Source organism: Nonomuraea sediminis, assembly GCF_018531495.1.
Taxonomy (GTDB): Bacteria; Actinomycetota; Actinomycetes; order Streptosporangiales; family Streptosporangiaceae; genus Nonomuraea; species Nonomuraea sediminis.
Genome location: NZ_JAHDTI010000010.1, coordinates 69,840 through 93,342, shown reverse-complemented (window position 1 = coordinate 93,342; position 23,503 = coordinate 69,840). Strand labels below are relative to the sequence as shown.

Below are 23,503 nucleotides of genomic sequence, written 5' to 3'. Positions count from 1 at the left end.
TCCGGCCCGTGCCGCCGCGCCCGACCGCCGCGGCCCTGGCCGGCCATGGCGTTGGCTCCCTCTTGGACACGGGCGTCGTGGTCACGCTGGTCGTAGCGCGCTGGCCTCCTGGCATTCTGGACCGTTGCTCAAGACGCGTCTCACCTCACAAGAGCAGACGCCAAGACATGGCGACCGTCACGGACAGCTGCTTCAGGTCGCGTTCGGAGGTGGCGCTGCACGCCGCTTCGGCCAGCGCGCCCAGCCGACCCTGGCGGCATACGCGTTGCTCCGCTGCAGTGCTTCCGTGGCGTCGACCGCATCACCGGCTTCGGCGCGGCGGGTGCGCCGGCCAGGTGGAGGCTCGGTCAGGCTTCTTCGGGCGACTCGGGCCAGCCGGACTCGAGGAGGTCGAAGATGGCGTTCAGCGCGGCCAGGGGGTCGGGTTCCGCACCCGCGAGTTCGGGGATCTCCAGGATGTAGCGGGCGAGAGCGCGGACGGTCATGTCGGAGGGGTCGCGGCCGCTCTCGGCGGCGATCGCTTCGGCCAGGGCTTTCTCGCTGGCTATCCAGAGCTTGCGTGAGTATTCCCGCAGGGCGGGCGTGCTGACGATGAGGTCGCGCTTGCGCCGCAGTTCGGGCGGGAGATCGTCGGTGAAGGGTCCCCGGGCTGCCATACAGCGGCGCAGGGCTTGCAGCACTGACTCGCCGGGGGGCCGGTCGCGGACCGCGGCGACCAGCCAGATGCGTCGTTCGGCGCCGTCGTCGAAGATCAGCGCTTCCTTGCCGTCCGGCACGTGGGCGAACAGGGTCGCGATGGAGACGTCTGCCTCGTCGGCGATCTGGGCGACGGTGACGCCGCCATACCCGTGCTCGCAGAACAGCCGCAACGCGGCCTCCGACAACTCCCGGCGGGTCTGTGCTTTCTTGCGCTCGCGGCGCCCCGTCGTCGGCATGCCTCTCATGGTACCGGAACCTGAAACGCATCTGAATCTATAGTGATTATAGTTTCGTAGTCAGTACGGCTTCGTTTCGAAGGGGGGATGCGTCATGGCCCGACCGCCACGTCCACCTGACACCCGGATCAGCCCCAGAACAACTCCCGCACTGACGCTGACCCGACCAGCCATCCACGCAAGGAGCCGGATCATGTCCTCCCTCCACAGCCCAGCCCCCTGGGACGTACGGCACCTGCCGCGCGCCGAGGGCAAGACCTTCCTCGTCACCGGCGGCAACGCGGGCATCGGCTACTTCGTCGCCGAACAACTCGCCGGCACCGGCGCCACCGTCATCCTCGCCGGCCGCGACGCCGCCAAGGCCGAAGCCGCACAGGTCTCGATCCGCGCCCGGATCCCCGGCGCGCACGTCCGTCACCTTCACCTGGATCTCGCCAGCCTCGCCTCGCTCAAAGCCTCCGCCGACGCCCTGAACCTGGAAAGACTGGACGCGGTCGTCTGCAACGCCGGGGTGCTGCTCGACCGGCCGCCACGGCGCGAGACCAAGGACGGCAACGAGCTGATGTTCGCCACCAACCACCTGGGGCACTTCGCGCTGATCTGCCGACTGATGCCCCTGCTGACGGCCACACCCGCGAGCCGTGTCGTCACCACCGGCAGCTTCACGGCAAAGTCCGAGAGCCTGGACCTCGACGATCTGCAGAGCACGTGCGGCTACCGGCCGAAGCGCACCTACGCACGATCCAAACTCGCGCAGATGCTCTTCGGCTTCGAACTCGACCGCCGCCTGCGCGCCGCCGGCAGCACGTCGCTGAGCGTGGTCATCCATCCCGGCGGCGCACTCGACTCCCTCACCCCCTCACGCCCGCCGCTCCACCTCCGAACCACCGGCCAACGACTGCGCAGCCTGCCCACGGGCCTTGTCCTCCAAGGCAAGGAGGCCGCCGCCTGGCCCGCCGTCCGGGCCGTCCTCGACTCGTCCGTACGCGGCGGCCAGCTTTGGGGACCGCGGATATTCGGGATCCGCGGCCTGCCCACCCTCGAACCCGTCCAAGGCCACCTGGCCGACACCGCACTCGCGGCGCGCCTGTGGACCGCCAGCGCCGACCTGACCGGCCTCGATCCCAGCCCCAACCTCAGATGAGCCGACGGCACCCAGCCGATCCCACACCCTCGTCACGGCCTTTCAGAAGCGGCTCACCACTGGCCGGGCTCGGCCATCTATGCCTGATCGGGCCCACGGCACTCGGCACTGTTTCCGTTTGCTCCGCTCTTCCAGATGGGATCCTGGTAGCAATCGCGAGAAATCCAACGAACCCCTCTCTGACCTGGCTCTTCATAACGGCGGTCCAGCTCGCCCCACCCCCGGCTTGTCGTAGAGACGTTGCAGCTCAGAGCTAGGTTCGTTGGAAGTACGGCTGGCACTACCGGGACCCCGGCGAGGAAGCAGAGCACCTCGGGCTGGGCCACCCGGCAGAGTGGCTGGGCATGGGCGGGGTCATGTCCGCATGAGGGACGCGCGGTCAGGATCTGGCATTGCGGGACACGGGCGGCACCGCAAGATGGCACGAACCATCACCAAGCGTCAGTAGGGGACACTTAAAGATCGTGCATCTATCCGACGGTCGCAGGTTCGAATCCTGCAGGGCGCGCTTTGATCATGGCCTGAACTACGGGTACGCGGGATCGCATGCGTTCGCGCGCTCGCCCGCGGCGGTGCTCGCAAGCTGGGAAACGGCGATCACAAGCAAGCGGGGAAGCGATCCTGCTGTCCTTGCCATTGGCACTGCTGGACCTGGCCCTTGCGGTCGAGGTGTAGTCGGGCCCGGTCGAGATAGGCAACCTTCGGCCAATGCCGGGGCCGTCCGGGTTCGTCGTGCCGTACAGCCGCACCCCTGGAATCGAGAGGCGGGGGAGCAGCATGACGAAGAACGACTCGTGTCGCAGTAGGCCCCGACAAGGAAGAGGCCGCGGATCTTCTCTTGGGCGCGCTCGTCGTTCGCGCTTGGCCTTGCTGGTGTAGGCCTTGTCCGCCAGGACCAGACTTGGGCGGGCCCGCGGTCGACTGCCGCCGATGCGCCGGACGCGGATCTTGTTCAGCACCGGATGAACTGCGGGCTGTCACCGCGCTGACCAGCACCTTCCGGCCCTGCTCGCAGGCCAGATGGGTCTTGGTGGTCAACCCGCCGCGTGAACGGCCCAGGGCGTGGGCGGCTGGTTCGATCTGGATTCCACCGGGTGGCTCCTTCTGCCGGTGGCCGTTGCGGTGCGCCCCGGCGGCGTGCTGGTGGGCGCGGCTGATCGTGGAGTCCACGCTCACCGTCCAGCCGATCTTTCCGGCGGCGTCGGCTTGTGCCCGTAACGCCGCCAGGATTGCCGGCGGCGAAGCCGGCCGTACACCGTCGACCAGGGCGCATACAGATCCGGCACGTCCCGCCAGGGGGTGCCGGTCCTGATCCTCCATTGGTCGTTAAATCAACTACCGGAGACCTCGTCGTCCATCGATCACCGCAAGTCGCGACCTCACAACCCTTTGAAACACGGCCTAGGCGTCCCGGCGGATCAGTACGGGTGGTGGTTCGGCTTGTTCGCCCAGGCGGCGTAGGCCTGGGCGCCGAGCTCGGGATAGATGTGCTCGATCCGGATCTTGCGCTGGTCGAGGGGCCGCTGGAAGTCCTCGTACTGGAATTCGTCGTCGAAACCGATCTTCCTCGTCGCCTCGAGGTCGGAGCTGAAGTGGACCGAGTCGAGCCGCGACCAGTAGATGGCGCTCATGCACATCGGGCACGGAGCCCCGCTCGAGTAGAGGGAGTATCCCATGAGCATCCGGGCCCGCTCGGGCAGGAGGTCGGGCGATCCTTCAGGGCGCGGCACGAGTTCGAGAGTCGAGGCGTTCTGGCGGTCCTCCGCAAGGCTGGGTGCCTCCGGGTTCAGGATCTGGATGGCCTTGCGGATGGCCTCGATCTCGCCGTGCGCGGTCGGGTCGCCGGTGAGCAGGACGCGGTTCTGCCCGCGGGCGAGAATCTCTCCGTCCTTGGTGATGACCGCGCCGAACGGGCCGCCCCAGCCGTTCACAACGGACTCCGTGGCGAGTCGCACGGCTTCGGCCATGAATTCCTTGGGTCCCATCTCATAACCTCCGGCAGGTAAATTAAGGCTGAAATTTCTTCATGATCGATTGCTGTGTTCGAGTCATTGCCGCCATGCTTCTCCGGGCGGCCGTGGACTATACTTGCCCAGGTGAAGCCTGGTTTGAACCGTGGGGCCTCGGATCACGGCGTGACCGTGGTCATTTCGTCAAGGGTTCGCGAAGGCCGCGAGGAGGATTATCGCCGCTGGCAGCAGAAAATAAATGAGAGCATGCGCTCATTTGCTGGTTTCGAGGGGGCGGAGGCTTATCCGCCGATTCCCGGCGAGCAACCCTCCTGGGTGTCTGTTTTTCGTTTCTCGGGTATCGCCCGGCTGACCGGATGGCTGAATTCGGAGTCGCGCAAGGCCCTGCTGGACGAGGTCCGGCCGCTGCTGGAGGAGCCGCCGGCGCTGGAGGTCCTCGCGGGAAGGACGCCCGACAGCGAAGCGGTCACGGCGGTGATCTCCCACAACGTCCGGCCGGGCCGCGAGGGCGACTACACGCGCTGGCAGGACAGGGTCCACAAGGCAGAGGGGAGGTTTCCCGGCTTCCTCGGATTCGAGGCGTTCGCGCCCGTGCCGGGCGTACAGCCGCACTGGGTGGTCATGACCCGGTTCGACACCCGCGAACACCTTGAGAACTGGCTCGCATCCGACATCCGCAGAAAGCTCCTGGACGAAGGTCGCGACTGCGTCATCGACTTCGACGTGCGCACCGTCAAGTCGGCGTTCGGCGGCTGGTTCCGGTTCGGCGGCGAAGCTGCTGGGCAGGGTGCTCCGCCCAACTGGAAGCAGGCCATGTGCGTGCTGCTGGCCCTCTATCCGACCGTGATGGCGCTGAGCCTGACGGTGAGCCGCGTGCTGACCGGCGCGCGCCTGCCCTTCTACTTCGCCATGTTCATCAGCAACGTGCTGAGCGTCAGCATCCTCACCTGGGTCCTGATGCCGCTCGTCAACAGGGCCTTCGCGGCATGGCTGCGCCCCGATGTGCCCCGCTCGTTCCTCGCCGGCGCCGCCGGAGCGCTCGTGATCGTGCTGTGCTATGCGCTGTCCATCGCCGTCTTCGCCGTGATCACCCGTTAGCGGGCGCGTCCACCTGGAGGATGTCCGACATGGAGCTAGACCGAGACCTCGAAGGGCTGCTCGTCGGGCGAGGCGAGGCCGGCTACGAGGCCCTCAGGGCGGCCGCGGTGTGGAACGGGCTCAAGCCGGAGCGGTTCCCCGACGTAATCGTCCAGGCCGCCTCCGAGCGGGACGTCCAGGCGGCCGTCAGGTTCGCCCGCTCGGCGGGCATGCGGGTCGCCGTGCGGGCGGGTGGCCACAACTGGGTGGGCGCCTCGGTGCGCGACGGAGGCATGCTCATCGACCTCTCCCGGCTCGACGCGTGCGCCGTCGACACCGCCTCGGCCACGGCGAGCGCGCAGCCCGCCGTCAGAGTCCGCGATCTCGCCGCCGCGCTCGCCGAGCACGGGCTGGCCTTCCCCGTGGGGCACTGCGGCTCCGTCGCGCTCGGCGGCTACCTGCTGAGCGGCGGGCTCGGCTGGAACCCCGGAGTGTGGGGGCCTGCCTGCCTGAGCGTCGCGGAGATCGAAGCCGTGACGGCGGCCGGCGAGGTGGTCCGGTGCAGCGAGGACGAGAACGCCGACCTCTTCTGGGCGGCGCGCGGAGCCGGGCCCGGGTTCTTCGCGGTCGTCACCCGGTTCCGGCTGTCTCTGCGTCGTCTCCCGGCGGCGATCACCACCAGCGCCTACGTCTTCCCGCTCCCGGACGTGGCGGACGTGACGTCCTGGGCCGTCGAGGTCGCGGCGTCGCTACCCCCGACGGTCGAGCTGAGCATCACGTTCGGTACGGCGCCGCAGGAGTCCGGGACGAAGGCGATCATCCTCACGGCCACCTGTTTCGCGGACTCCGCGGACGAGGCGGCCCGATCTCTTGAGGCGTTCCGCGCGTGCCCCCTTGCCGGGCGCGCCCTGGCCCGCTCGGCGGAGCAGCCGGCCACCTTCGACGCCCTGTTCGACGGCACCAGCGCGCTCTGGCCGGAGCGCCACCGCGTCGCGGCCGACACCCTCTGGTCGATGGAGGACCTCGGCGCGCTGCTGCCGCTGCTCGCGGACGACGTCGCCAAGGCTCCGTCCGGCAAGTCACTCGTGCTGGCGAACATCCCTCCCGCGCCGCCCGGCGGAGCGGCGATGCCCGATATGGCCTTCTCGGTGCTGGGCAGGAGCTACGTCGTCGGTTACGCGATCTGGCAGGACCCGGCGCACGATCAGGTCAACGTCCGCTGGTTGCGCGAGGCGATGGGCAAGGTCGCGCCGTCGGCGGCCGGGCACTACATCGCGGAGGCCGATCTGCTGGCCGCTCCGTCCCGAAGCCGGCGGTCGTTCACGTCCGACACGTGGGAGCGCCTGCAGGCGGTGCGAGCGCGATGGGACCCCGAGGGCGTCTTCCAGCCCTACCTGCAACCATGACCTCTGATAGGCGCGTCACCTCGCTGATGGCCCCCGTCAGCCTTCGATCTTGGCCGCGAAGCGCTCGATGACGGCGACGGCCTCGTCCGGTAATCGTTATCTTGGGTTGTCAAGCGAACCTGCTGGTCAGCCGCACAGAGGTCGTTAAGGCGCGTCAGGCAAGGAGACCCCAGCATGCCGAGCATGGTGGGGTCCGGCGCGAAGGCATGCGAGCGCGTGGAGAGGCGATCGATCAGCGATGGGCCGTTTGCGATGAGGCACCGCAGCGCGGCGTGGGTGGGTGGGCCCCACGTGGCCTTGCTGCCTGGGCGGCCGCGGGCGCCAGCTTCGCCGATGAGGATGCCGTTGAGTGCGCGGAGCACTGCCCATCCGCGGGCACGGCCAAAGTCGCGGTGTCCGGGGCCAGCTGGTAAGCGGCGGATGTCTGGTTGAGGATCCCATTGCGTCGTGTTGGATCTCCTGTGTCACGCCCGCCAAGGCGTGCCCCGTTCAGGTTCCCCGTGGAGTGTCAGAGGTGTGGCGCAGCAGGGCGTCCACGACGTCCGGCCACGTCACGCGCGGCACGCCCTGGCCGATGCCGGGCAGTGTGAGCAGAGTGGCGCCCGGGATCTCCGCGGCCAGCGCCACCCCGTTGCCGTGCGGGAAGAACGGATCCTCGTCCCCGTGCACCACCAGGGTCGGTACGGTGATCTCGCCGAGCCGTTCGCGCCACCGCGGCTGGCAGTCGATGGCCGCGAACATGCTGCCGAGATGGCTCGCACGCTGCGCCTTCGCCGTCCGGTCCGCTCGGTCGAAGACCGATCCGGCAGCCGCCCGTACGTCCTGCTCATCGAATCCCCGCGACCCGGACATCACCCGCGCGGAACCGGTCATGTAGTCGACCACGCTGTCGCGATCGGTCCAGTCCGGCGCCGGACGCCCGAACAGCTGCTTGCTCATCTCCGCGGCGTGGTCCGGCAAGTCGGGATCGACCGGACCGGGCGCGACCGGACGCGTGGAGACCAGCGTCAGCGACGCGACCTGGTCGGGATGGTCGAGCGCGAGCAGCTGCGCGATGAAACCGCCGACGCCCACCCCGACCACGTGCGTACGTCCCAGATCCAGCGCCACCAACAGCTCGGACGCGTCGGTGACCAGGTCGCGGAGGTCGTAGGTGGGCGCGTCCGGGTCGACGAACGTCGACTGGCCGGCGTCGCGCGAGTCATAGCGCACCACGTACCGCCCGGCCAGCGCCGCGCACAGCTCGTCCGGCCAGCTCAGCATGGTGACGCCGACCAGCAGCACCGGTGGGTCCGCCGGGTCCCCGAAGGTCTCCACGCACAACTCGACACCGTTGACCTTGATCCGCTTCACGAGGGTCCTTCCGGGGTTGGCGATGGTTGGTTCTCAGAGACGGACGATCTGGCGGGGCAAAACTCATCGGACCCTGTCCGCAACCGAACGTATCCGGACGGGCGGTCCCGATTGTGTGCCGCCAGGCGGTGACAGCAGGCTTAGCGCCCGCGAAAGCCGGTTGGTGACGTGCACCAAGCGGGTGCTCAGCTCCATGGCGACAAGGCAATACAGGCGTTTGAACAGCACGGTGTCGCGGTGGAAGAAGTCGCATGCCAAGATCCCCGCAGCTTGAGCACGCAGGAACTCACCCCAGGTCAGTCCCGCACGTCGCGGCGCCGGGTCAATGCCGGCCTTCTTCACGATGAGCCACACCGTGGAGGCCCCACTCGGCAGCCCAGAGCGGCGAGTTCACCGGCGATCCGCCGGTAACCCCACAGCGGATTCTCCCGGGCCAGACGAAGTACCAACGCCTGGATGGAGGTGCGGGTGGGCGGCCAGCCCTGGCTGCGGCGATTGATGGTCCAGCGCCGCCGTCCCAGATCGGCGTGCCAGCGTAGTAGCGTGCCCGGCGTCACGAACAACCGCCGACGACCGTCTGGTACAGCAGCCGCTGCCATCGCGCTGATCACCGCACGATCCGCCCACGACAGCCGAGGCCCTGCCACCTGCCGACGCAAGACGAGAATCTCCGTGTCCTTCGACCTCTGCGAGCGCCCCAGCAGCACCACCCACCCGGCGAGCCGAAACCAAGATCAGATAACCAGCCGCAACGCCATGAACAGCGATCATGCCCGTCAGAACGGGAAGGCCAAACCCCAGATCTGTCCGCCGGCCGAGTTTCGGGCACTCACAGGCGGTAGAGCTAGCGCTGGCCGCGCAGATCCTGGATGGCGGCGACGATCGCGAAGGCGACCAGGCCGTTGAGGTAGGCGAGCACGCCCAGGATCAGGCCGTTGACCTCGACGTACTGCCAGCCGGTGATCAGCAGCACGCCGACGGCGACGCCGAGCACCGGCTGCAGGGGCAGTAAGGTAAGCGCGACGAGCACGCGGTGGCGCGACAGGAAGCCGCGTCCCTTCACGACGATGAGCCGGGCCAGGAGAGCAACCACCACGGCGGCGAAGAGCGCGGCGATGAGCACGTTGATTTCCACATCAGCGCCTTCGGTTGCGCGCGGCCAGGCGGAGGATCAGGGCGGCCGCGCCGCCCATGGCCAGGGTGGCCAAGCCGGTCAACGCGCCCTGGCCGGTGATGAGGAAGACCGCTGCGATGGCCAGGGTGACGAGCGCCTGGGCGACGAAAGCGGCCACGAACGGCCGCTCCGGCTTCCGCACGGCGGTGCTCGGAGCCTGGCGAGCGGGGGCGCGTTGCTGTGGTGGTGGGACGTGGTCGCCCACGGTCAGCCGAACCAGCTCGCCCGCCGTCGGCCGCTGCCTCGCCTCCTTGACCAAGCAGGCCGCCAGCAGCCCCCGCAGCTCCGGCGGCACCCCGTCCAGCTCGGGCGGATGGTGCAGGATCCGGTTGAACACCGCAGGCATGCTGTCCTGCCCGAACGCCGGACGCCCGGTCGCCGCGAAGACCATCGTCACCGCCCAGGAGAACACGTCAGACTCCGGCCCGACCACGTCGCCACGCAACTGCTCGGGCGACATGTACGGCGGCGTGCCCACCACCGCACTGGACTGCATGGTCGTGCCCTCCAGTGCCCGCGCGATGCCGAAGTCGATCACCCGCGTCCCGTCCGGCCCGAGTAGCACGTTGCTCGGCTTGAAGTCACGGTGCACGATCCCGGCATCGTGGATCGCCTTCAGCGCCGCCGCGGTGGCGAGCATCAGCCGACGCGTGCCGCCCGCGTCCCGTGGGCCCTCGCGGCTGATGAGCTGCTGCAGCGACTCGCCCGGGATGTACTCGCTGACGATGTACGGCTGGTTCCCGTGCAGGTCGACGTCCAGCACGCGTGCCGTACCGAACGCGCCCACCCGGCGGGCCGCTTCTACCTCGCGCAGGAAGCGGCGCCGGTTGTCGGCGTCCTGGGCCAGCCTGGCGTGCAGCAGCTTGATCGCCACCTGGCCGCCGGAGGGATCGACACCCAGATAGACCGCGCCCTGCCCGCCCTCGCCCAGCAGCCTGGTGAGCCGGTATAACCCGACCTGGGCGGGATCGGCGGGCCCCAGAGGGCGGGTGGTGGTCATGCGGTTTCTTATATCAGGAACGGCAGGCGCGCACGGGCGGAGCTTGTCCAGATTGTGTACCTCGCCGTGGCGATCCGGGCCATCTACCGCAGCAAGCGGCAGGGTGCCGTTACCAGTTCGGATGCGTGACGAGCTCGGCGAGGTGTTCGCAGGTGCTTCGGCAAGGAGGGCAGCCCGAGAAGGGTAAACCTCCGCGGTAGACCAAGCCGTGAATATACAACCCCCATGGTATCAGTCGTCAATCGCGCGATTGATGAGTATCAGCGAGTAAGAGACTAGCATCGTGTGGGCAAGCTGTGAAATCTTCGGAACCTGCTGAACTGCTTGGCTGGTCTTTCATGTGATGACGCTATTCAGGTGACCGTCGGGGCAGCGGCTTCGCCAGGGATTCATTTGAAAGTCAGGTCGAAAAGGCGGAACGCGATAGGTGAAAATATGGTCAGAGAGATAGGAAATGTACAGGGCGGCACAAGCATTAATTCTGTCGGCCGTCTTCATGGCTGCCGTCGCCGTCGGCAACCATCCGTCAGCCTCAGCCGCATCGGTTAGCTCGGGGAGGACCTCGACATCTTCGGCCTCAGGAACACTGGGTTTACATTTGGGGCTGTGGACGATTGTGGTATTCCCACGGCTACTACTGGGACAGTCACGGATACAAGTACACGTCACTCCAGGATTTCAAAAACCACAACCAATGCAACACATGAACGGCTGAAGGCTGCCGGGGAGCCAGCGGCCGGGCACTGGCCCGCGAACCCGAAGGAGAAGGCCCATGCGTCGTCGTGTCGTTGCCGTCGTTCTCGCGGCTCTCATGTCGGCCGGTCTTGCCGGTGCGGTGATGGTGGCAACCGCCGCGCCCGCCAGTAGCAGCTCCTCCTGCTGTTGAGTCCGCAACCTGATGGAGCCGGCCACCCGAGGCGGCTAAGTCCACGACCCGTTTCTGCCAGTGTGTGGCACCAGCGAACCCAAAGGAGAAGGCCCATGCGTCGTCGTGTCGTCGCCGCCGTTATCGCGGCTCTTATGTCGGCCGGTCTTGCCGGTGCGGTGATGGTGGCAACCGCCACGCCCGCCAGTAGCAACAACCGCTGCTGCTGAGTCCGCAACCTGATGGAGCCGGCAGCGCCTTGACCATGTCCGGCGTCGCGCTGGCAGGTGCGCACCGCCTCCGGCCCTGATCCGCCAGGTTCGAGCCGGTGTACTTTTGAGGGACGCTTCCTCGCGTACTCCTCTCCACCCTGCTCACCGGACCCGCACCATCCGGCAGTACTGAGACATCCCGGCTTTGTCAGGGCTGCTCCCACCCTCCCCGGCACCAGGTCTCTCACCTCCTCTCGAATCGCAGCGCGTCACGGCGCAGTCCGAAGTCCGTACAAGCCGCAGAGCCGACCTATGCGTATCGGAGCATGCAGGGGTTCGCTGCCATATCCCCGGCTACGGTCCTACGCTCCGATTTTCGGGTCAGTCGAGAATTCGGACCGGTGGCGGAGGACGGTGCTCACACGATCGTTGGTCCCGAGCTTCCGATAGATGTTTTCGATGTGCTTGCCGACGGTACGGGCGGAGATGCCCAGGCGGTGCGCGATCGCCGTCGAGATGAGTCCCTTGGTCATGAGGTCGAGGACGGCCAGTTCACGGTTTGTCAGGGGAAGGTCGCTGTCCGGGTCCGACACAGGGTCGGTAGAGACCCTCGACGGGAGAATCGCGTAGAGCGCTGAGAGATCGGCCGGAGGGGTCGCGCGAGTTCCACTTCACAAAGTCCCTAGTCTCGCGTATCACGGCGACCGGGCAGACCCGCGAAGTCGGCTTCCATCAGGTTGCCCGCCAAGACAGGTCCAGGAAAGTCCTGCGGAACCTCCAGCACGCTGATCACCAGCCTCGGGCTTTCGCGGTGAATTTCGTGCGGGTTGATTGACTACATGAGGAAATGCTCCGCTCAGGACATGCGGCCCAGGCGCCGGGCCGCGTACGGGTCTCCGGCGTCGGCCCGCGCCCGCAACTCATGCGTCAGCCCTTGCTCGTCCAGAACCCTGGCCAGCTCGGACGCGGCGGACGCGTCTCCCGCCGCGGCACGTGCCCGCAGTTCATCGGCATTGCCCTCCAGGCCCAGGAGCCGGGCGAGCTCCCGCGAGGCGTACGGGTCGTCGGCATCGGCCCGCCTGCGCAGCAGCGCCAATGCCTCATCGAGACGTCCGGCACCGATCAGCAGCTCGACCAGCCGGTTCACCGGTTGCCAGATGAAGGGCGCGATCCCGCCCCTCGCGATGACACCTCGAAGGATCTCCATCGCGTCCTCGGTCCGTCCCTGCTCGACCAGCAGGTCGACCAGTTTGGCCGTGGCGCTCCAGCTTCCCGCGTCTGACTGGGCCTGCAGCTCTTCGATGCGTCCGTGCTCGGCGAGCAGGCGGGTCAGCTGGCTGTCCGCCGCGACATCGTTCCAGCGGTGCGCACGGGTCCGCAGGACGACGATCGCCTCGTCGACGCGTCCCTGGGCGGCGAGCAGGCCGGCCAGGCTCAGGGCGACCAACTGGTCACCGGCCTCGATGCGGGCGTCCAGGAACGCGATCGCCTCTTCGACATGTCCCAGTGCGGCCATCCGCTCGGCCGTCGCGATGTTGGCCTCCGGGCCTCTCGGGTCCGCGTACTCCGCCAGGACCGGCATCAGCGCCTGGATCCGGCCCCGCTCGATCAGCAACTCGATCAGCTGGTCGGCTGCATCCCGATGGCCGTCGTCGGCGCGTGCCCGCAGGACAGCGGCGGCCTCCTCGACGCGGTCCTGCGCGGCCAGCGCGTCGGCCAGCAGACGATCGACCATGCGCCAGCCGGCTTCGGACAGGGCGCGCAACTCCTCGACCCGCCCCTGCTCCGCCAGCACCTTCGCCAGGGCGGCGACCGCGCCCCCTTCGCCCGCCTCGGCGCGCGTGCGCAGTTCCTCGTGCCGCCCTGTCGCGGCGAGTAGTCTGCCCAGCGCGGACGCGGCGTACTCGACGCCGGCGTCGGCCAGGGCTCGCAGCTCGTCCAGCCGACCCTGTGCCTCCAGCAGGTTCGCCAGCTCCTGGGGCGCGAACAGGTCACCGGCTTCGGCCCTGGCGTGCAACTCGGACATGAGCCCTTGTTCGGCCAGCAGCGAGGCCAGGCCGTAGGCGGCGTGCAGGTTGTCCGCGTCGGCCTGCTCCCGCAGGATGGCCATGGCCTCGCCGATCTTGCCCTGCTCCCGCAAGAGGCCGACCAGGGCACTGCGGGCGAAGCCATCGCCCTGATCCGCGCGGGCGCGCAGTTCGTCGATGCGGCCCCGCTCGCCCAGGAGCCGCGCCAGCTCGAGCCGGGCCCGCGGACCTCCCAGCTTGGCGCGGCCGCCCAGGTGATCGAGGTAGTAGGCGTCGGCGAGGTGGTCCTGGAGCAGGGCGTGCCGGAATTGCCAGGCGGATCCGGCCTGGCGCAGCACCTGGCGCAGGTGCGCGTCCTCGACGAAGGCCCACAACCGCCAGGGCAGCTTGCCGCGGGCCGCCAGGAACAGGTGGATGATCCGGAACCTGGTCCAGGTCCACCATCCGGCGCCGAAGGCCGCGGCGCCCGCGTACACCAGTGCCGCGGCCCCCGACACGGCGGCCACCCGTCCGGGCGGGCCGGTCACCAGGGCCCCGAGCGCGAAGGCCGGGCCGCCGATCAGCGCGTGCCGCGTGGCGGCCAGGACAGCGTTGCGGTGGTTGGCGCGGAAGGTCAGCCGAGGTGTGGGATGTTCGGTACGCGCAGCCGCCCACGGCACACGACGGTGGCCAGCGCGGCGGCGGGCACGGCGATCAACGCCGCCGCCCACGCGTCCGCCACGAACCCCGCGGCCAGGCCGAACACGATCCCGAACAGGGCCGCGCGCCTTCGCCTGCGGGTGCGGTCGGCCCGCGCCGTGCGATAGCGCCACCGTACGTACGGCGGGTACGTGTCCGGCCATAACGGGCGGAACGTCCGGGCGGCGGCGAACCCGATCGCCAGACACCCCGCCAGCGCCGCCCGCAGACCAGCGAAACCGCCCACCGCCGCCACCAGGCCCGCCCCGGCCACGAGCATGGCCACCATCGCCCGCCCGGTCTCGGCAAGATCGGGGTACTTGGGGTTGGGATTGACCGCCAGGTGCCACCACCACCAGTCGCGCAGGAGGGTCTCCCTCAGCTGGTAGGCCAGTCGCCCCAGCCAGCGCGCCGCGCGCTCCGGCCGGTAGCGGCGCAGAGCCCCGGCCGGGCGGCTTCGGTATTCAGCGGCGACGAACCCGTCCATGAGCGTAGCCGCGATCTCGCTCCGATCGGTCATCGCGATCAGCCGGGCGGGATCGGTGCTCGTGGCCTGGAAGGCGGCACGGGCCAGCCAGACCATGAAAGGCGTGGACAACACCATGGCCAGCACCCCGGCGGGCTGCGCGCGCAGGTGCTCGAACACCGGCTGCCAGCGGGCGCGGGACGGGGCCGGATGGGACAGGAAGGCGATGGCCTCCTCGACGCCCACCGGCTCGATCTCGACGACCGCCGCCCTGGACAGCACCAGGCCGCCGGTCCTGATCGCCTGCTCGTACTCCTCACTCCTGCAGGTGACGACCAGCGGTCGGCCCGCCGCGGCCAGCAGGTCCAGCTCCTCCACCGCCCGTACGTGCGCCGCCACCGGCAACTCGTCCAGCCCGTCGAGCACCGGCAGCACCCTGCCCGCCTCGACCAGCCCCCGCGCCCAGGCCGGGCCGTCGCCGTCCCGTACGGTCAGAAAGTTGTAGTCCTCACCCAAGCGCCGGATCACGAACGCCTCGACCGGCTCCAGTGCGGGGTTCCACGAGGAGATCGGGAGCAGCACCGGTACGGGCCCGCCCGCCGCGGCCTCCTTCAGCAGACCCAGGGTGAGCAGCATCGCCAGCACGCTCTTGCCCGCCCCCGGCTCGCCCAGCACGACCAGCTGCCGATGTGGCAGGGCACGAAAGGCGGCGATCGTCTCCTCCGCCGTTCCCGTCAGCGGCAGCAGCTCCCAGCTAGCGCCGCTGTCGTCGTCGATCACCACCTCCCGCCCGGCCGCGACCGGCCGTCCGGTGCTCGACCAGCGCACCTGTAAAGGCACCGGCTGAACGCGACGCCAGGCCGCCTCGGCCATCCACTGCCTGTGCACCTCCCCGGCCAGCCGCGCGGCCACCGCGTCCAGTGATGTCGGTGCCTGTGGCGGGCGGCTCGCCCGCTGCGCCACCACGGCACCGGCCCCTGCCAGCCCCAGAGCGATGGCGATCCAGGGCCCGCTCCAGATGCCGTCGTTGAGTATCTGGTTACCCGCCACGGCAACGGCAACCGGCATCACCACCGACGCCACCCACCACAGCCCGGCCCGCAGCCTCATACCCACATAGTCGCGTCAGCAGGGCGGACCGTAACAACCCGGACCTCCGCGAACGGCACCCCCGCACCAGGAGCTGGCGGCGCGACCCCGAGCCGTGAGATTCCTGTCCGGTGAAGGCCTCGGCGGCTGCATTGTCGAGCGTGCAGCCAACCCGGCCCATCGACTGCGCCACGCCCAGACGCCGGCACAGCTCCTTGTAGCGGCCGAGCCGCGGTCCGAATGGAAGATCACCCCGTCCACGTCGCCGCCGCGGGTGGACACAGCCATCTGCAGGGAGGCGCTGGTCAATGCGGCGTCGTGGTGTTCGGACATGCCTTAGCCGAGCAGCCGGCGGGAGAACAACCGTGGCCAGATAGAGCTTGCCCTCGTCGGTGTCGATCTGCGTCACATCGCCGCACCACAGCACGTCCGGAGCGGGCGCGGTGAACTTGCGCCGAACCAGGTCCGAGGCCGCGGGTCGTTTGCCCTGACGGGTCAGTGACCGCGGCTTCCGCACCCGGCCGGGGCAGGTGCAGTGTCCGAGGTGTCGTCGTGCACCGCACCTGAACACGTGTGAATGGCGGGAGCCGTACGCATGATCAGGAGTCCGACGATGGCGACGGCAACGACCTCGGCCGCGTCCTGCGGAGAGTTACAGCGGCGCAGCGCCACCCGATTCAGGACGGCAACTCCCAGGGGCCGTACAGCGCGTGGTGAGCGCTCGTGGTGAAGGCCCAATAGCGCTCGCCGAAGGACCAATGCCACCACTCGGTCGGGTAGTTGACGAAGCCGGTGGAGGTCATGGCGGTGCCCAGGATGCGCCGGTTCGCCGTGGCCTCCGCGGAGATTGCGGTCGAGGCGGTGTAGCAGGCCTCGCCGTCCTCCGGCGGGGTGGCGTTGACCGGCGTGCCCATCGGCAGTTCGGCGCCGGTGGAGGTGCACAGGGTCAGGTCGACCGCGCCGCCGGTGACGTGGGGGGCCACGTTGGGCGGGGAGACGTATCTGCTGGCCTCGACGCGAACGCGGTTCTCGTCCCAGCCTGGGTGCGCGCCGCGGTGACGGGTGACCGATGAGTCGAAGTACTGCTGCTGCAATCCCACCCGACGGTACCCCTCGATGATCAGCAGGCGCAGCTCCCGGGGCAGCCGGGTCTGCGCGACCACCAGCCGGTCGGCCACGCTCAGCCGTACGTGCGCGTAGGCCCCCTCGCGGTCGGCCAGCCTCGGATCGACGCGGATGGCCTCCACGGTGCGCAGGTCCACGAGCGGTTCCCCGCACTCCTTGACGGAAACCGCGGCGATCCGCGGGTCGGACAGGAGCACGATCTTTGGCATGGAAGCCCTCCGTTGTGAACCATGGACACTCCACATGAGGCGTGCCGTCGCCATGGTTCACCAGCGGGATCCAAGACCGCTGTAATACCTCTGAAACGGCCTTTTACTGGGACATCTCCTCGTACTCGCGGGCGCCGTGCAGCCGGAACACCTCCAGCGCCTCGGCCCGGGTCGTACGGGCGGTGGCGTCATCGCCGAGGGCCTCGTGGACCAGCGCCAGGTCCCGCAGGGTACGGGCCCGGAACAGGCCCAGGCGCAGCGCCTCCCACAGCCGCGCGGACTCCTCCAGATCGGCCTTGGCCTGGTAGAGGCGGCCCTCGGCCAGGTTGAGCTCGCCGCGGGTACGCAGGGTGCAGGCCTCGCCCCAGCGGTCGTGGAGTGTCCGGGTGACGCCGAGCGCCTCCTCCAGCAGACGCCGGGCCTGCTCGTGCGCGCCGAGCCGGAACCTGACCTTGGCCAGCGAACGGGAGCAGTAGGCGACCATGAGCCGGTCGCCGAGCTGCCGGAAGATCTCCAGCGCCTGCTCGCACACCTTCTCGGCCAGGTCGTACTCGCCTCTGGCGCGGTGGTGCAGCGACATGTTGCGCAGGGTCAGTCCGGCGCCGCGCTGGCTGCCGGCCTCCTGGTAGAGGGTCAGCGCCGTGGTGAAGTCGGTCCAGGCAGCGGCGTAGTCGCCGCGTTCGAGGCGTACCGTGCCGGTCAGCCGTTTGACGTGGGCGATGGCGGCGGTGTCGGCCAGGCGCTCCCAGAGCGGTTCGGCCTCGCCGAGAAAGTGCAGCGCCTCGGCCAGGTAGCCCTGTTCGCGGCACGCCGCGCCGAGGGCGGCCAGAGTGGAGGCCTCTCCCCGTACGTCCGCGGCCTCGCGGAACAGCGAAAGCGCCTGGCTGAGGTACTGGCGGGACTCACTGTAGAAGTCCCGCTCGTAGTAGAGCTGTCCCAGGCCCGCCAGCAGGCTCGCCTCACCGAGCACGTTGCCGGTGCGGCGCGCCGCGGCCAGCGCCGCCTCGTGGGTGCGGTGCCAGGAGGTGAACGGGTCGTCGACGACGTACTGGCTGCTCCCGAGGGCCACCAAGGACAGCGCGGAGGCGAGGTCGACGGCGAGCTGGTCGAGGTCCATCGAGGCGGCCAGCTCGACGGCGGCGATCAGCGATTCCTCCTCGCTTCGGAACCAGCCCCGCGGGTCGGCCAGCGCAGGGCGAGCCGCATCTTCCCCCACCGGGTGCGGCAGCCCGGGGGTGACGCGCATGGGAACGGCCCCGGTCGGGACGACCTTGCTGACCTGCTCGACCAGCCACAGCCAGCCGCCCAGCACCCTTCTGGTCATCGCCGTCAGCTCCTGGGCCCCTTCCTCGGCCCGGGCGCGCTCGCCGGCGAACAGCCTGACCAGGTCGTGGAGCCGGTAACGGGCCTGACCGGTCTCGTCGGGGTCCACCTCGTCGACCAGCGAGGTGTCCACGAGCTGCTCCAGCAGCTGGTCGGCCTCGCGCGGGCCGATGTCCACGGCGGTCGCGGCCACCCAGAGGGGGAAGCTCGGCAGCCCGAGCAGGCCCAGCCGGCGCAGCACCCGCTTCTCCCGGGCGGAGAGCATGTCGTAGCTGAGGGCGATGCTGGCGCGTACCTCCAGGTCACCGGCGGCAAGCTCGTCGAGCCGGTGCTGCTCGTCGGCGAGCCGGTCGGCCAGCCGCCGGGCCGACCAGCGGCGCCGCGAGGCCAGGCGCGCGCCCGCAACCCTCAGCGCGAGCGGCAGGCCACCGCACTGGCGGACGATGCGCACCGCCGCCTCCGGGTCGCCGGTGATCCGCTCCTTGCCCGCGATGCGGATGAGCAGGTCGATGCCCGCTTCGGGCGGCAGCATGCCGAGGTCGACGAGCATGGCGCCGGACAGCCCGGCGAGCCGGTTCCTGGAGGTGACGATCACCGCGCAGCCCTCGCTGCCCGGCAGCAGCGGGCGAATCTGAGCCTCCGAGGCGGCGTCGTCCAGCACGATCAGCCGGCGCCGGTCGGCCAGCAGCGTCCGGTAGCGGCTGGCGCGCTCCTCCAGCGTGATCGGGAGCGGCGTGCCGATGGGCTCAAGCTCGCGCAGTAGCCGCCCGAGCATCTCCTCGGCACCGGCCGGCGTGCCTGTTGTGCCGCGCAGCTCGACGTGGAGTTGCCCGTCGGGATAGTGGTGCGCGATCTCGTGTGCCGTACGCAGTGCCAGGGTGGACTTCCCGACGCCGCCCTGGCCGGAGATGACACAGATCGGCGTGGCGCCGGAGCCGGTGAGATGGTCACGCAGCGCCACGATCTCCTTCTCGCGCCCGGTGAAATCGGGCACCGGGGAGGGCAGCTGGCGCGGCATGCGGGGCGCGGCCTTGACCGGCCTGGCCAGCGCGGGGTCCGAACGCAGGATGGCCTCCTGCGCCTGACGCAGCTCGGGCCCGGGCTCGACGCCCATCTCCTCGATCAGCACCTGGCGGCCCTTCTGGTAGACGGCCAGCGCGTCGGCCTGCCTGCCCACCCGGTACAGGGCCACCATGAGGTCGCGGCGCAGCCGCTCGCGCGCCGGGTGCAGCGCGACCAGCTCGACCAGCTCGTCGATGAGCCGCTCGTCCTGCCCGGTCGCGAGGTCCGCGGCGATCCGCTCCTCGGTGACCGCCAGTCTCAGTTCTTCCAGCCGTACGGCTTCCGCGCGCAGGTACGCGCCACCGATCCCGCCCAGGGCCTCACCGCGCCAGAGTCGCAGAGCCGTACGGAAGGTCTCGCCCGCCTCCTCGTGCCGCCCCTGCTGGGCGGACTGCCTGCCATGGGTGACGAGCCGCTGGAAGAGGTCCCGGTCCAGGACGTCAGGGGCGATCTCGGCCAGGTAGCCGAGCCGGTGGGAGACGATGACGTCGGGCAGCCCCGCGCCGGTGAAGGCTCTTCGCAGCGAGGCGACGTAGGTCTGCAGCACACCGCGGGCGGTCGTCGGCGGATCGTCCTCCCAGATCGCCTCGATCAGCCTGTCGACTGTGACGACGCGGCCCGCCTCCAGCAGGAGAGCGGCCAGCAGCGACTGCGGCTTGACGCCCCCGAGGAGCACCTGCCGCTCCCCGTTCCACACTTCCACCGGTCCCAGGAGCCGTAACTCCATGTGATTCTCCCAGTTTTCGCGCCCGCACCGATCATGCCAGTACGGACCGGTACAGCGCTATTGCAGCCCGTTTGGAGAGACCCCGACCACTCTCGGTCTCGTCAAGCAACGCAAGCGAGAGGGAAGTCATGAAGAACTCGACGGCCAAGCGCGCCACCACCTGCCTGCTGTCGGCGACGGTCTCGGTGGTCGGGCTGCAGGCGATCGTCTCCGCCCCGGCCTCCGCGGCGAGCCGGGACACGATCGTCTCGGTCGCGCAGGCGGAAGCCGGCAAGGCGGCCCGCAACAAGGAGAACCCCATGGGTAGCGGGTGCAACTACTACACAGGGGTCTTCCGCACGTGGAAGTCGGCCTCCGGCTGCGGTACGGGGGACGGCGTGCAGTTCCGCAACAGCGACTGGTGCGCCGACTTCTCCAAGTACGTCTGGAAGACCGCCGGGGTGCGCTACGCGGACGTGGCCGAGACCAACGGGGGCATCCTGACCGGCTGGGCCTCCTCCTTCAAGGACTACGGGACCACGCACGGCACCTGGCACGCCCGCTCCAGCGGTTACACCCCTCAGCCCGGGGACGCGCTGGTGTTCGACTGGGACCAGAGCGGGGACATCGACCACGTCGGCATCGTCACCTCGTCCAACGCGAGCACCGTCTACACGATCGAGGGCAACAGCGGCGACGCGATCAAGGCCCACAGCTACCCGCGATCGGATATCGACATCGTCGGCTACTCCTCACCGGTCGGCATCGATGGCGGTTCGCCGAATCTCGGCGTCCTGGAGTTCTACCTGTCCGACAGTCAGAGCTCGAGTGTGGCCACCCGCCCGGTCATCGCGTACGGCAACAGCCCCATGATCCCCATCCGCGGTGACTGGGACGGCGACGGCAAGGACACCGTCAGCAGCTTCGACCCCACCACCGCCACCTTCTACCTGTCCAACACCCCCGAAACCGGGCAGGCCTCCTACACCTTCCGCTACGGCGACCCCGGTGCCGCCCCCTTGGTCGGCGACTGGGACGGCGATGGCAAGGACAACGTCGGGGTCCGCATGGGCAACACCTTCTACATGCGTACCAGCCCCGTCACCAGCGCCACCGAAACCACCACCTCCGTCGCCTACGGTGACGCTGACATGATTCCCGTCATCGGTGACTGGGATGGTGACGGCAAGGACACCCCCAGCGCCTACAGCCCGACCAACGGCACCTTCTACCTGTCCAACACGCCCCAGACCGGACAGGCCTCCTACACCTTCCGCTACGGCGACCCCGGTGCCGCCCCTCTGGTGGGCGACTGGGACGGCGACGGCAAGGACAACGTCGGGGTCCGTATGGGCAACACCTTCTACATGCGCACCAGCCCTGTGACCAGCGGCACCGAAACCACCACCTCCATCGGCTACGGCGACGCCTCCGACCTGCCCATCACCGGCGACTGGGACGGCAACCACATTGACACCCAGGGCATCGTCCGCTGACCCAACCCCTCAACACCGGGGGCGGACAGGAATCCCGCCCCCGCTGGAACCGGAGAAATCTCATGATCAGATCCATGCGGGCCGTCCGTGTCATGGCCGGAGTGGCCGCTTTCGTATCGGCGATCGCCCTGGGGGTGCAGCCGGCGCAGGCCGCCGTCCCGGCGGGGTACACGGTCGGCGGCACCGACGTCTCCAACCACGCCGGAACGATCGACTGGGCGCAGACGGCGGCCAAGGGCGTCAAGTTCGGCTGGGCGAAGGCCACTGAGGGCCTCGACTTCGTCGATGCGACGTACAACGCCAACTACCACAATGCCAAGGCCAACGGCGTCTACATCGGGGCCTACGCCTTCGGCCGCCCGGACAAAGGCGTGAACACCGGAAAGGCCCAGGCGGACTGGCTGATCTCCCATGCCCAGTACGTCAACGACGGCAAGACCCTCCCACTGCAACTCGACATCGAGTGGCCCTGGTGGACGACGTCCGCCCCGATGTATCCCTGCTACGGGTTATCCACCACTCAGATGGTCACCTGGATTCGCGACTTCGTGAACGAGGTCAAGGCGCAGACCGGCCGGGAAGCGGCCATCTACACCAATCCCAACTGGTGGAACCAGTGCACGGGGAGCAACAAGTCGTTCTCGGCCAACCCTCTGGAGACCTCCAACTACAGCGGGTCCCCGGGAGCCTTGCCCGCGGGCTGGTCACGCTTCACCGCCTGGCAGTACGCCGGCTCCTCCAGCACCCTTCCGGGCTCGCCGACGGTGTTCAACGGCAGCCTGGCCGACCTGGCCGCCTTCGCCGGTTCGTCGAATCTCGGCGTCCTGGAGTTCTACCTGTCCGACAGTCAGAGCTCGAGTGTGGCCACCCGCCCGGTCATCGCGTACGGCAACAGCCCCATGATCCCCATCCGCGGTGACTGGGACGGCGACGGCAAGGACACCGTCAGCAGCTTCGACCCCACCACCGCCACCTTCTACCTGTCCAACACCCCCGAAACCGGGCAGGCCTCCTACACCTTCCGCTACGGCGACCCCGGTGCCGCCCCCTTGGTCGGCGACTGGGACGGCGATGGCAAGGACAACGTCGGGGTCCGCATGGGCAACACCTTCTACATGCGTACCAGCCCCGTCACCAGCGCCACCGAAACCACCACCTCCGTCGCCTACGGTGACGCTGACATGATTCCCGTCATCGGTGACTGGGATGGTGACGGCAAGGACACCCCCAGCGCCTACAGCCCGACCAACGGCACCTTCTACCTGTCCAACACGCCCCAGACCGGACAGGCCTCCTACACCTTCCGCTACGGCGACCCCGGTGCCGCCCCTCTGGTGGGCGACTGGGACGGCGACGGCAAGGACAACGTCGGGGTCCGTATGGGCAACACCTTCTACATGCGCACCAGCCCTGTGACCAGCGGCACCGAAACCACCACCTCCATCGGCTACGGCGACGCCTCCGACCTGCCCATCACCGGCGACTGGGACGGCAACCACATTGACACCCAGGGCATCGTCCGCTGACGGGTAGCCGCCGGTGATCCGGATCGCGCGTGGGGCGTGCCGTCGGCAGGCGGCACGCCCCACCGGCGTCGCCGAGCCGATCAGGTCTCCCAGGTCAGGAACTGGTGGAGGCTCCGGCAGGCCCGGTCAGCGAGGTCGAACCGCGCTTCTTCGCGCGGGCGGCCACCTCGGGGATCACGCCCCGCGCGCCGGCCCATGTGGTGATGTCGGTGTCCAGCACGACGGCGTCGGTGTGCAGACGCTGGGCCCGCTCGCCCTCCCTCGGGAGGAAGGCGGCCAGGAAGTGAGCGCGTCCATACCTCGGTCTGCGCACCCTGATTGGCGGCCAGCTCCAGTGAGGGCAACGCGGGGTCGGCCCCGTAGCGGGTGCGGCGGCCGAGCAGGCCCAGCAGGCGGCCCCGTCTCGACGGCGGGGAGCGCGCCCTGGGCCTGTGGGTGCCTCAGCCGTTGGGGCTGACCTGGGTTTGGCGTTCCTGTTCTGGCGGGCATGATCGCTGTTCATGCCGCTGCGGTTGCTCTATCTGATCTTCATCCGGCTCGCGGGGTGGTGGTGCTGCTGGGTCGCTCGCAGAGGTCGGGTCTTGCGTCATCAGCTCGCGGTGTTGCTTCGGCAGGTGGCAAGGCCTCGGCCGTCGTGGGCGGATCGGGCGGTGACCAGCG

General features: G+C 69.1%; 17 protein-coding genes. 5 read left to right on the top strand and 12 right to left on the bottom strand.

The window, feature by feature from the left end; genetic code table 11:
- Positions 1 to 347: 347 nt before the first annotated feature.
- Complete coding sequence (locus tag KIK09_RS35035; protein ID WP_214323732.1) at positions 348 to 935, bottom strand: TetR/AcrR family transcriptional regulator; 588 nt, start codon at positions 933 to 935, stop codon at positions 348 to 350.
- A 193-nt stretch (positions 936 to 1,128) separates the two neighbouring features.
- Here KIK09_RS35035 and KIK09_RS35030 point away from each other — a divergent pair, with 193 nt between their 5' ends.
- Entirely contained in the window at positions 1,129 to 2,079 is a 951-nt protein-coding gene (locus KIK09_RS35030) for an SDR family NAD(P)-dependent oxidoreductase (RefSeq protein ID WP_214323731.1), read from the top strand.
- A gap of 1,418 nt (positions 2,080 to 3,497) precedes the next feature.
- Here KIK09_RS35030 and KIK09_RS35025 read toward each other — a convergent pair.
- Entirely contained in the window at positions 3,498 to 4,064 is a 567-nt protein-coding gene (locus KIK09_RS35025; protein ID WP_214323730.1) for a nucleoside deaminase, read from the bottom strand.
- Between the two features lie 150 nt (positions 4,065 to 4,214).
- On the opposite strand from KIK09_RS35025, the gene KIK09_RS35020 reads away from it, so the two are divergent.
- Together KIK09_RS35020 and KIK09_RS35015 are read left to right on the top strand one after the other, a co-directional pair.
- The gene (locus KIK09_RS35020; RefSeq protein ID WP_308164477.1) at positions 4,215 to 5,147 is read left to right on the top strand and encodes an antibiotic biosynthesis monooxygenase; all 933 of its coding nucleotides are present in this window, start codon (positions 4,215 to 4,217) and stop codon (positions 5,145 to 5,147) included.
- Between the two features lie 29 nt (positions 5,148 to 5,176).
- Positions 5,177 to 6,532, top strand: a complete 1,356-nt coding sequence (locus KIK09_RS35015; RefSeq protein WP_214323729.1) for an FAD-binding oxidoreductase — start codon at positions 5,177 to 5,179, stop codon at positions 6,530 to 6,532.
- A gap of 489 nt (positions 6,533 to 7,021) precedes the next feature.
- On the opposite strand, the gene KIK09_RS35010 is transcribed toward KIK09_RS35015, so the two are convergent.
- The 9 genes from KIK09_RS35010 to KIK09_RS34970 all read right to left on the bottom strand — a co-directional run bounded on the left by KIK09_RS35010 (position 7,022) and on the right by KIK09_RS34970 (position 19,842).
- A complete protein-coding gene (locus tag KIK09_RS35010; protein ID WP_214323728.1) occupies positions 7,022 to 7,885 on the bottom strand; it encodes an alpha/beta fold hydrolase in 864 nt (287 codons plus the stop codon).
- A gap of 63 nt (positions 7,886 to 7,948) precedes the next feature.
- Positions 7,949 to 8,239, bottom strand: coding sequence for a hypothetical protein (locus KIK09_RS35005; RefSeq protein ID WP_214323727.1), 291 nt, complete (start codon positions 8,237 to 8,239; stop codon positions 7,949 to 7,951).
- Positions 8,240 to 8,729: 490 nt separating this feature from the next.
- The gene (locus KIK09_RS35000; protein ID WP_214323726.1) at positions 8,730 to 9,020 is read right to left on the bottom strand and encodes a hypothetical protein; all 291 of its coding nucleotides are present in this window, start codon (positions 9,018 to 9,020) and stop codon (positions 8,730 to 8,732) included.
- Position 9,021: 1 nt separating this feature from the next.
- Complete coding sequence (locus tag KIK09_RS34995) at positions 9,022 to 10,059, bottom strand: serine/threonine-protein kinase (RefSeq protein ID WP_214323725.1); 1,038 nt, start codon at positions 10,057 to 10,059, stop codon at positions 9,022 to 9,024.
- Positions 10,060 to 11,498: 1,439 nt separating this feature from the next.
- Complete coding sequence (locus KIK09_RS34990; protein WP_214323724.1) at positions 11,499 to 11,729, bottom strand: LuxR C-terminal-related transcriptional regulator; 231 nt, start codon at positions 11,727 to 11,729, stop codon at positions 11,499 to 11,501.
- A 263-nt stretch (positions 11,730 to 11,992) separates the two neighbouring features.
- The gene (locus KIK09_RS34985) at positions 11,993 to 13,822 is read right to left on the bottom strand and encodes a hypothetical protein (protein WP_214323723.1); all 1,830 of its coding nucleotides are present in this window, start codon (positions 13,820 to 13,822) and stop codon (positions 11,993 to 11,995) included.
- Positions 13,777 to 15,417 (bottom strand): NACHT domain-containing protein, encoded by a 1,641-nt coding sequence (locus KIK09_RS34980; protein ID WP_214323722.1) that lies wholly within the window; start codon positions 15,415 to 15,417, stop codon positions 13,777 to 13,779. The genes KIK09_RS34985 and KIK09_RS34980 overlap by 46 nt, the downstream gene beginning before the upstream one ends.
- A 656-nt stretch (positions 15,418 to 16,073) precedes the next feature.
- Positions 16,074 to 16,730, bottom strand: coding sequence for a M15 family metallopeptidase (locus KIK09_RS34975; RefSeq protein ID WP_214323721.1), 657 nt, complete (start codon positions 16,728 to 16,730; stop codon positions 16,074 to 16,076).
- A 103-nt stretch (positions 16,731 to 16,833) separates the two neighbouring features.
- Positions 16,834 to 19,842: an AfsR/SARP family transcriptional regulator gene (locus KIK09_RS34970; protein WP_214323720.1), complete on the bottom strand. Its 3,009-nt coding sequence runs from the start codon at positions 19,840 to 19,842 to the stop codon at positions 16,834 to 16,836.
- A 128-nt stretch (positions 19,843 to 19,970) separates the two neighbouring features.
- Between KIK09_RS34970 and KIK09_RS34965 the strand changes: the two genes are divergently transcribed.
- Complete coding sequence (locus tag KIK09_RS34965) at positions 19,971 to 21,317, top strand: CHAP domain-containing protein (protein WP_214323719.1); 1,347 nt, start codon at positions 19,971 to 19,973, stop codon at positions 21,315 to 21,317.
- A gap of 74 nt (positions 21,318 to 21,391) precedes the next feature.
- Positions 21,392 to 22,843 carry a GH25 family lysozyme gene (locus tag KIK09_RS34960; protein WP_214323718.1) on the top strand — a complete coding sequence of 484 codons (1,452 nt, stop codon included), beginning with the start codon at positions 21,392 to 21,394 and terminating at the stop codon, positions 22,841 to 22,843.
- 94 nt (positions 22,844 to 22,937) lie between these two features.
- On the opposite strand, the gene KIK09_RS34955 is transcribed toward KIK09_RS34960, so the two are convergent.
- Positions 22,938 to 23,156 carry a hypothetical protein gene (locus KIK09_RS34955; RefSeq protein ID WP_214323717.1) on the bottom strand — a complete coding sequence of 73 codons (219 nt, stop codon included), beginning with the start codon at positions 23,154 to 23,156 and terminating at the stop codon, positions 22,938 to 22,940.
- Positions 23,157 to 23,503: the final 347 nt, after the last annotated feature.

Excerpts from the sequence above, each read along its gene's own strand:
- KIK09_RS35035 (WP_214323732.1), bottom strand. The coding sequence starts at position 935 with ATGCCGACGACGGGGCGCCGCGAGCGCAAGAAAGCACAGACCCGCCGG.
- KIK09_RS35030 (WP_214323731.1), top strand. The coding sequence starts at position 1,129 with ATGTCCTCCCTCCACAGCCCAGCCCCCTGGGACGTACGGCACCTGCCG.
- KIK09_RS35025 (WP_214323730.1), bottom strand. The coding sequence starts at position 4,064 with ATGGGACCCAAGGAATTCATGGCCGAAGCCGTGCGACTCGCCACGGAG.
- KIK09_RS35015 (WP_214323729.1), top strand. The coding sequence starts at position 5,177 with ATGGAGCTAGACCGAGACCTCGAAGGGCTGCTCGTCGGGCGAGGCGAG.
- KIK09_RS34995 (WP_214323725.1), bottom strand. The coding sequence starts at position 10,059 with ATGACCACCACCCGCCCTCTGGGGCCCGCCGATCCCGCCCAGGTCGGG.
- KIK09_RS34980 (WP_214323722.1), bottom strand. The coding sequence starts at position 15,417 with ATGAGGCTGCGGGCCGGGCTGTGGTGGGTGGCGTCGGTGGTGATGCCG.
- KIK09_RS34975 (WP_214323721.1), bottom strand. The coding sequence starts at position 16,730 with ATGCCAAAGATCGTGCTCCTGTCCGACCCGCGGATCGCCGCGGTTTCC.
- KIK09_RS34970 (WP_214323720.1), bottom strand. The coding sequence starts at position 19,842 with ATGGAGTTACGGCTCCTGGGACCGGTGGAAGTGTGGAACGGGGAGCGG.
- KIK09_RS34965 (WP_214323719.1), top strand. The coding sequence starts at position 19,971 with ATGAAGAACTCGACGGCCAAGCGCGCCACCACCTGCCTGCTGTCGGCG.
- KIK09_RS34960 (WP_214323718.1), top strand. The coding sequence starts at position 21,392 with ATGCGGGCCGTCCGTGTCATGGCCGGAGTGGCCGCTTTCGTATCGGCG.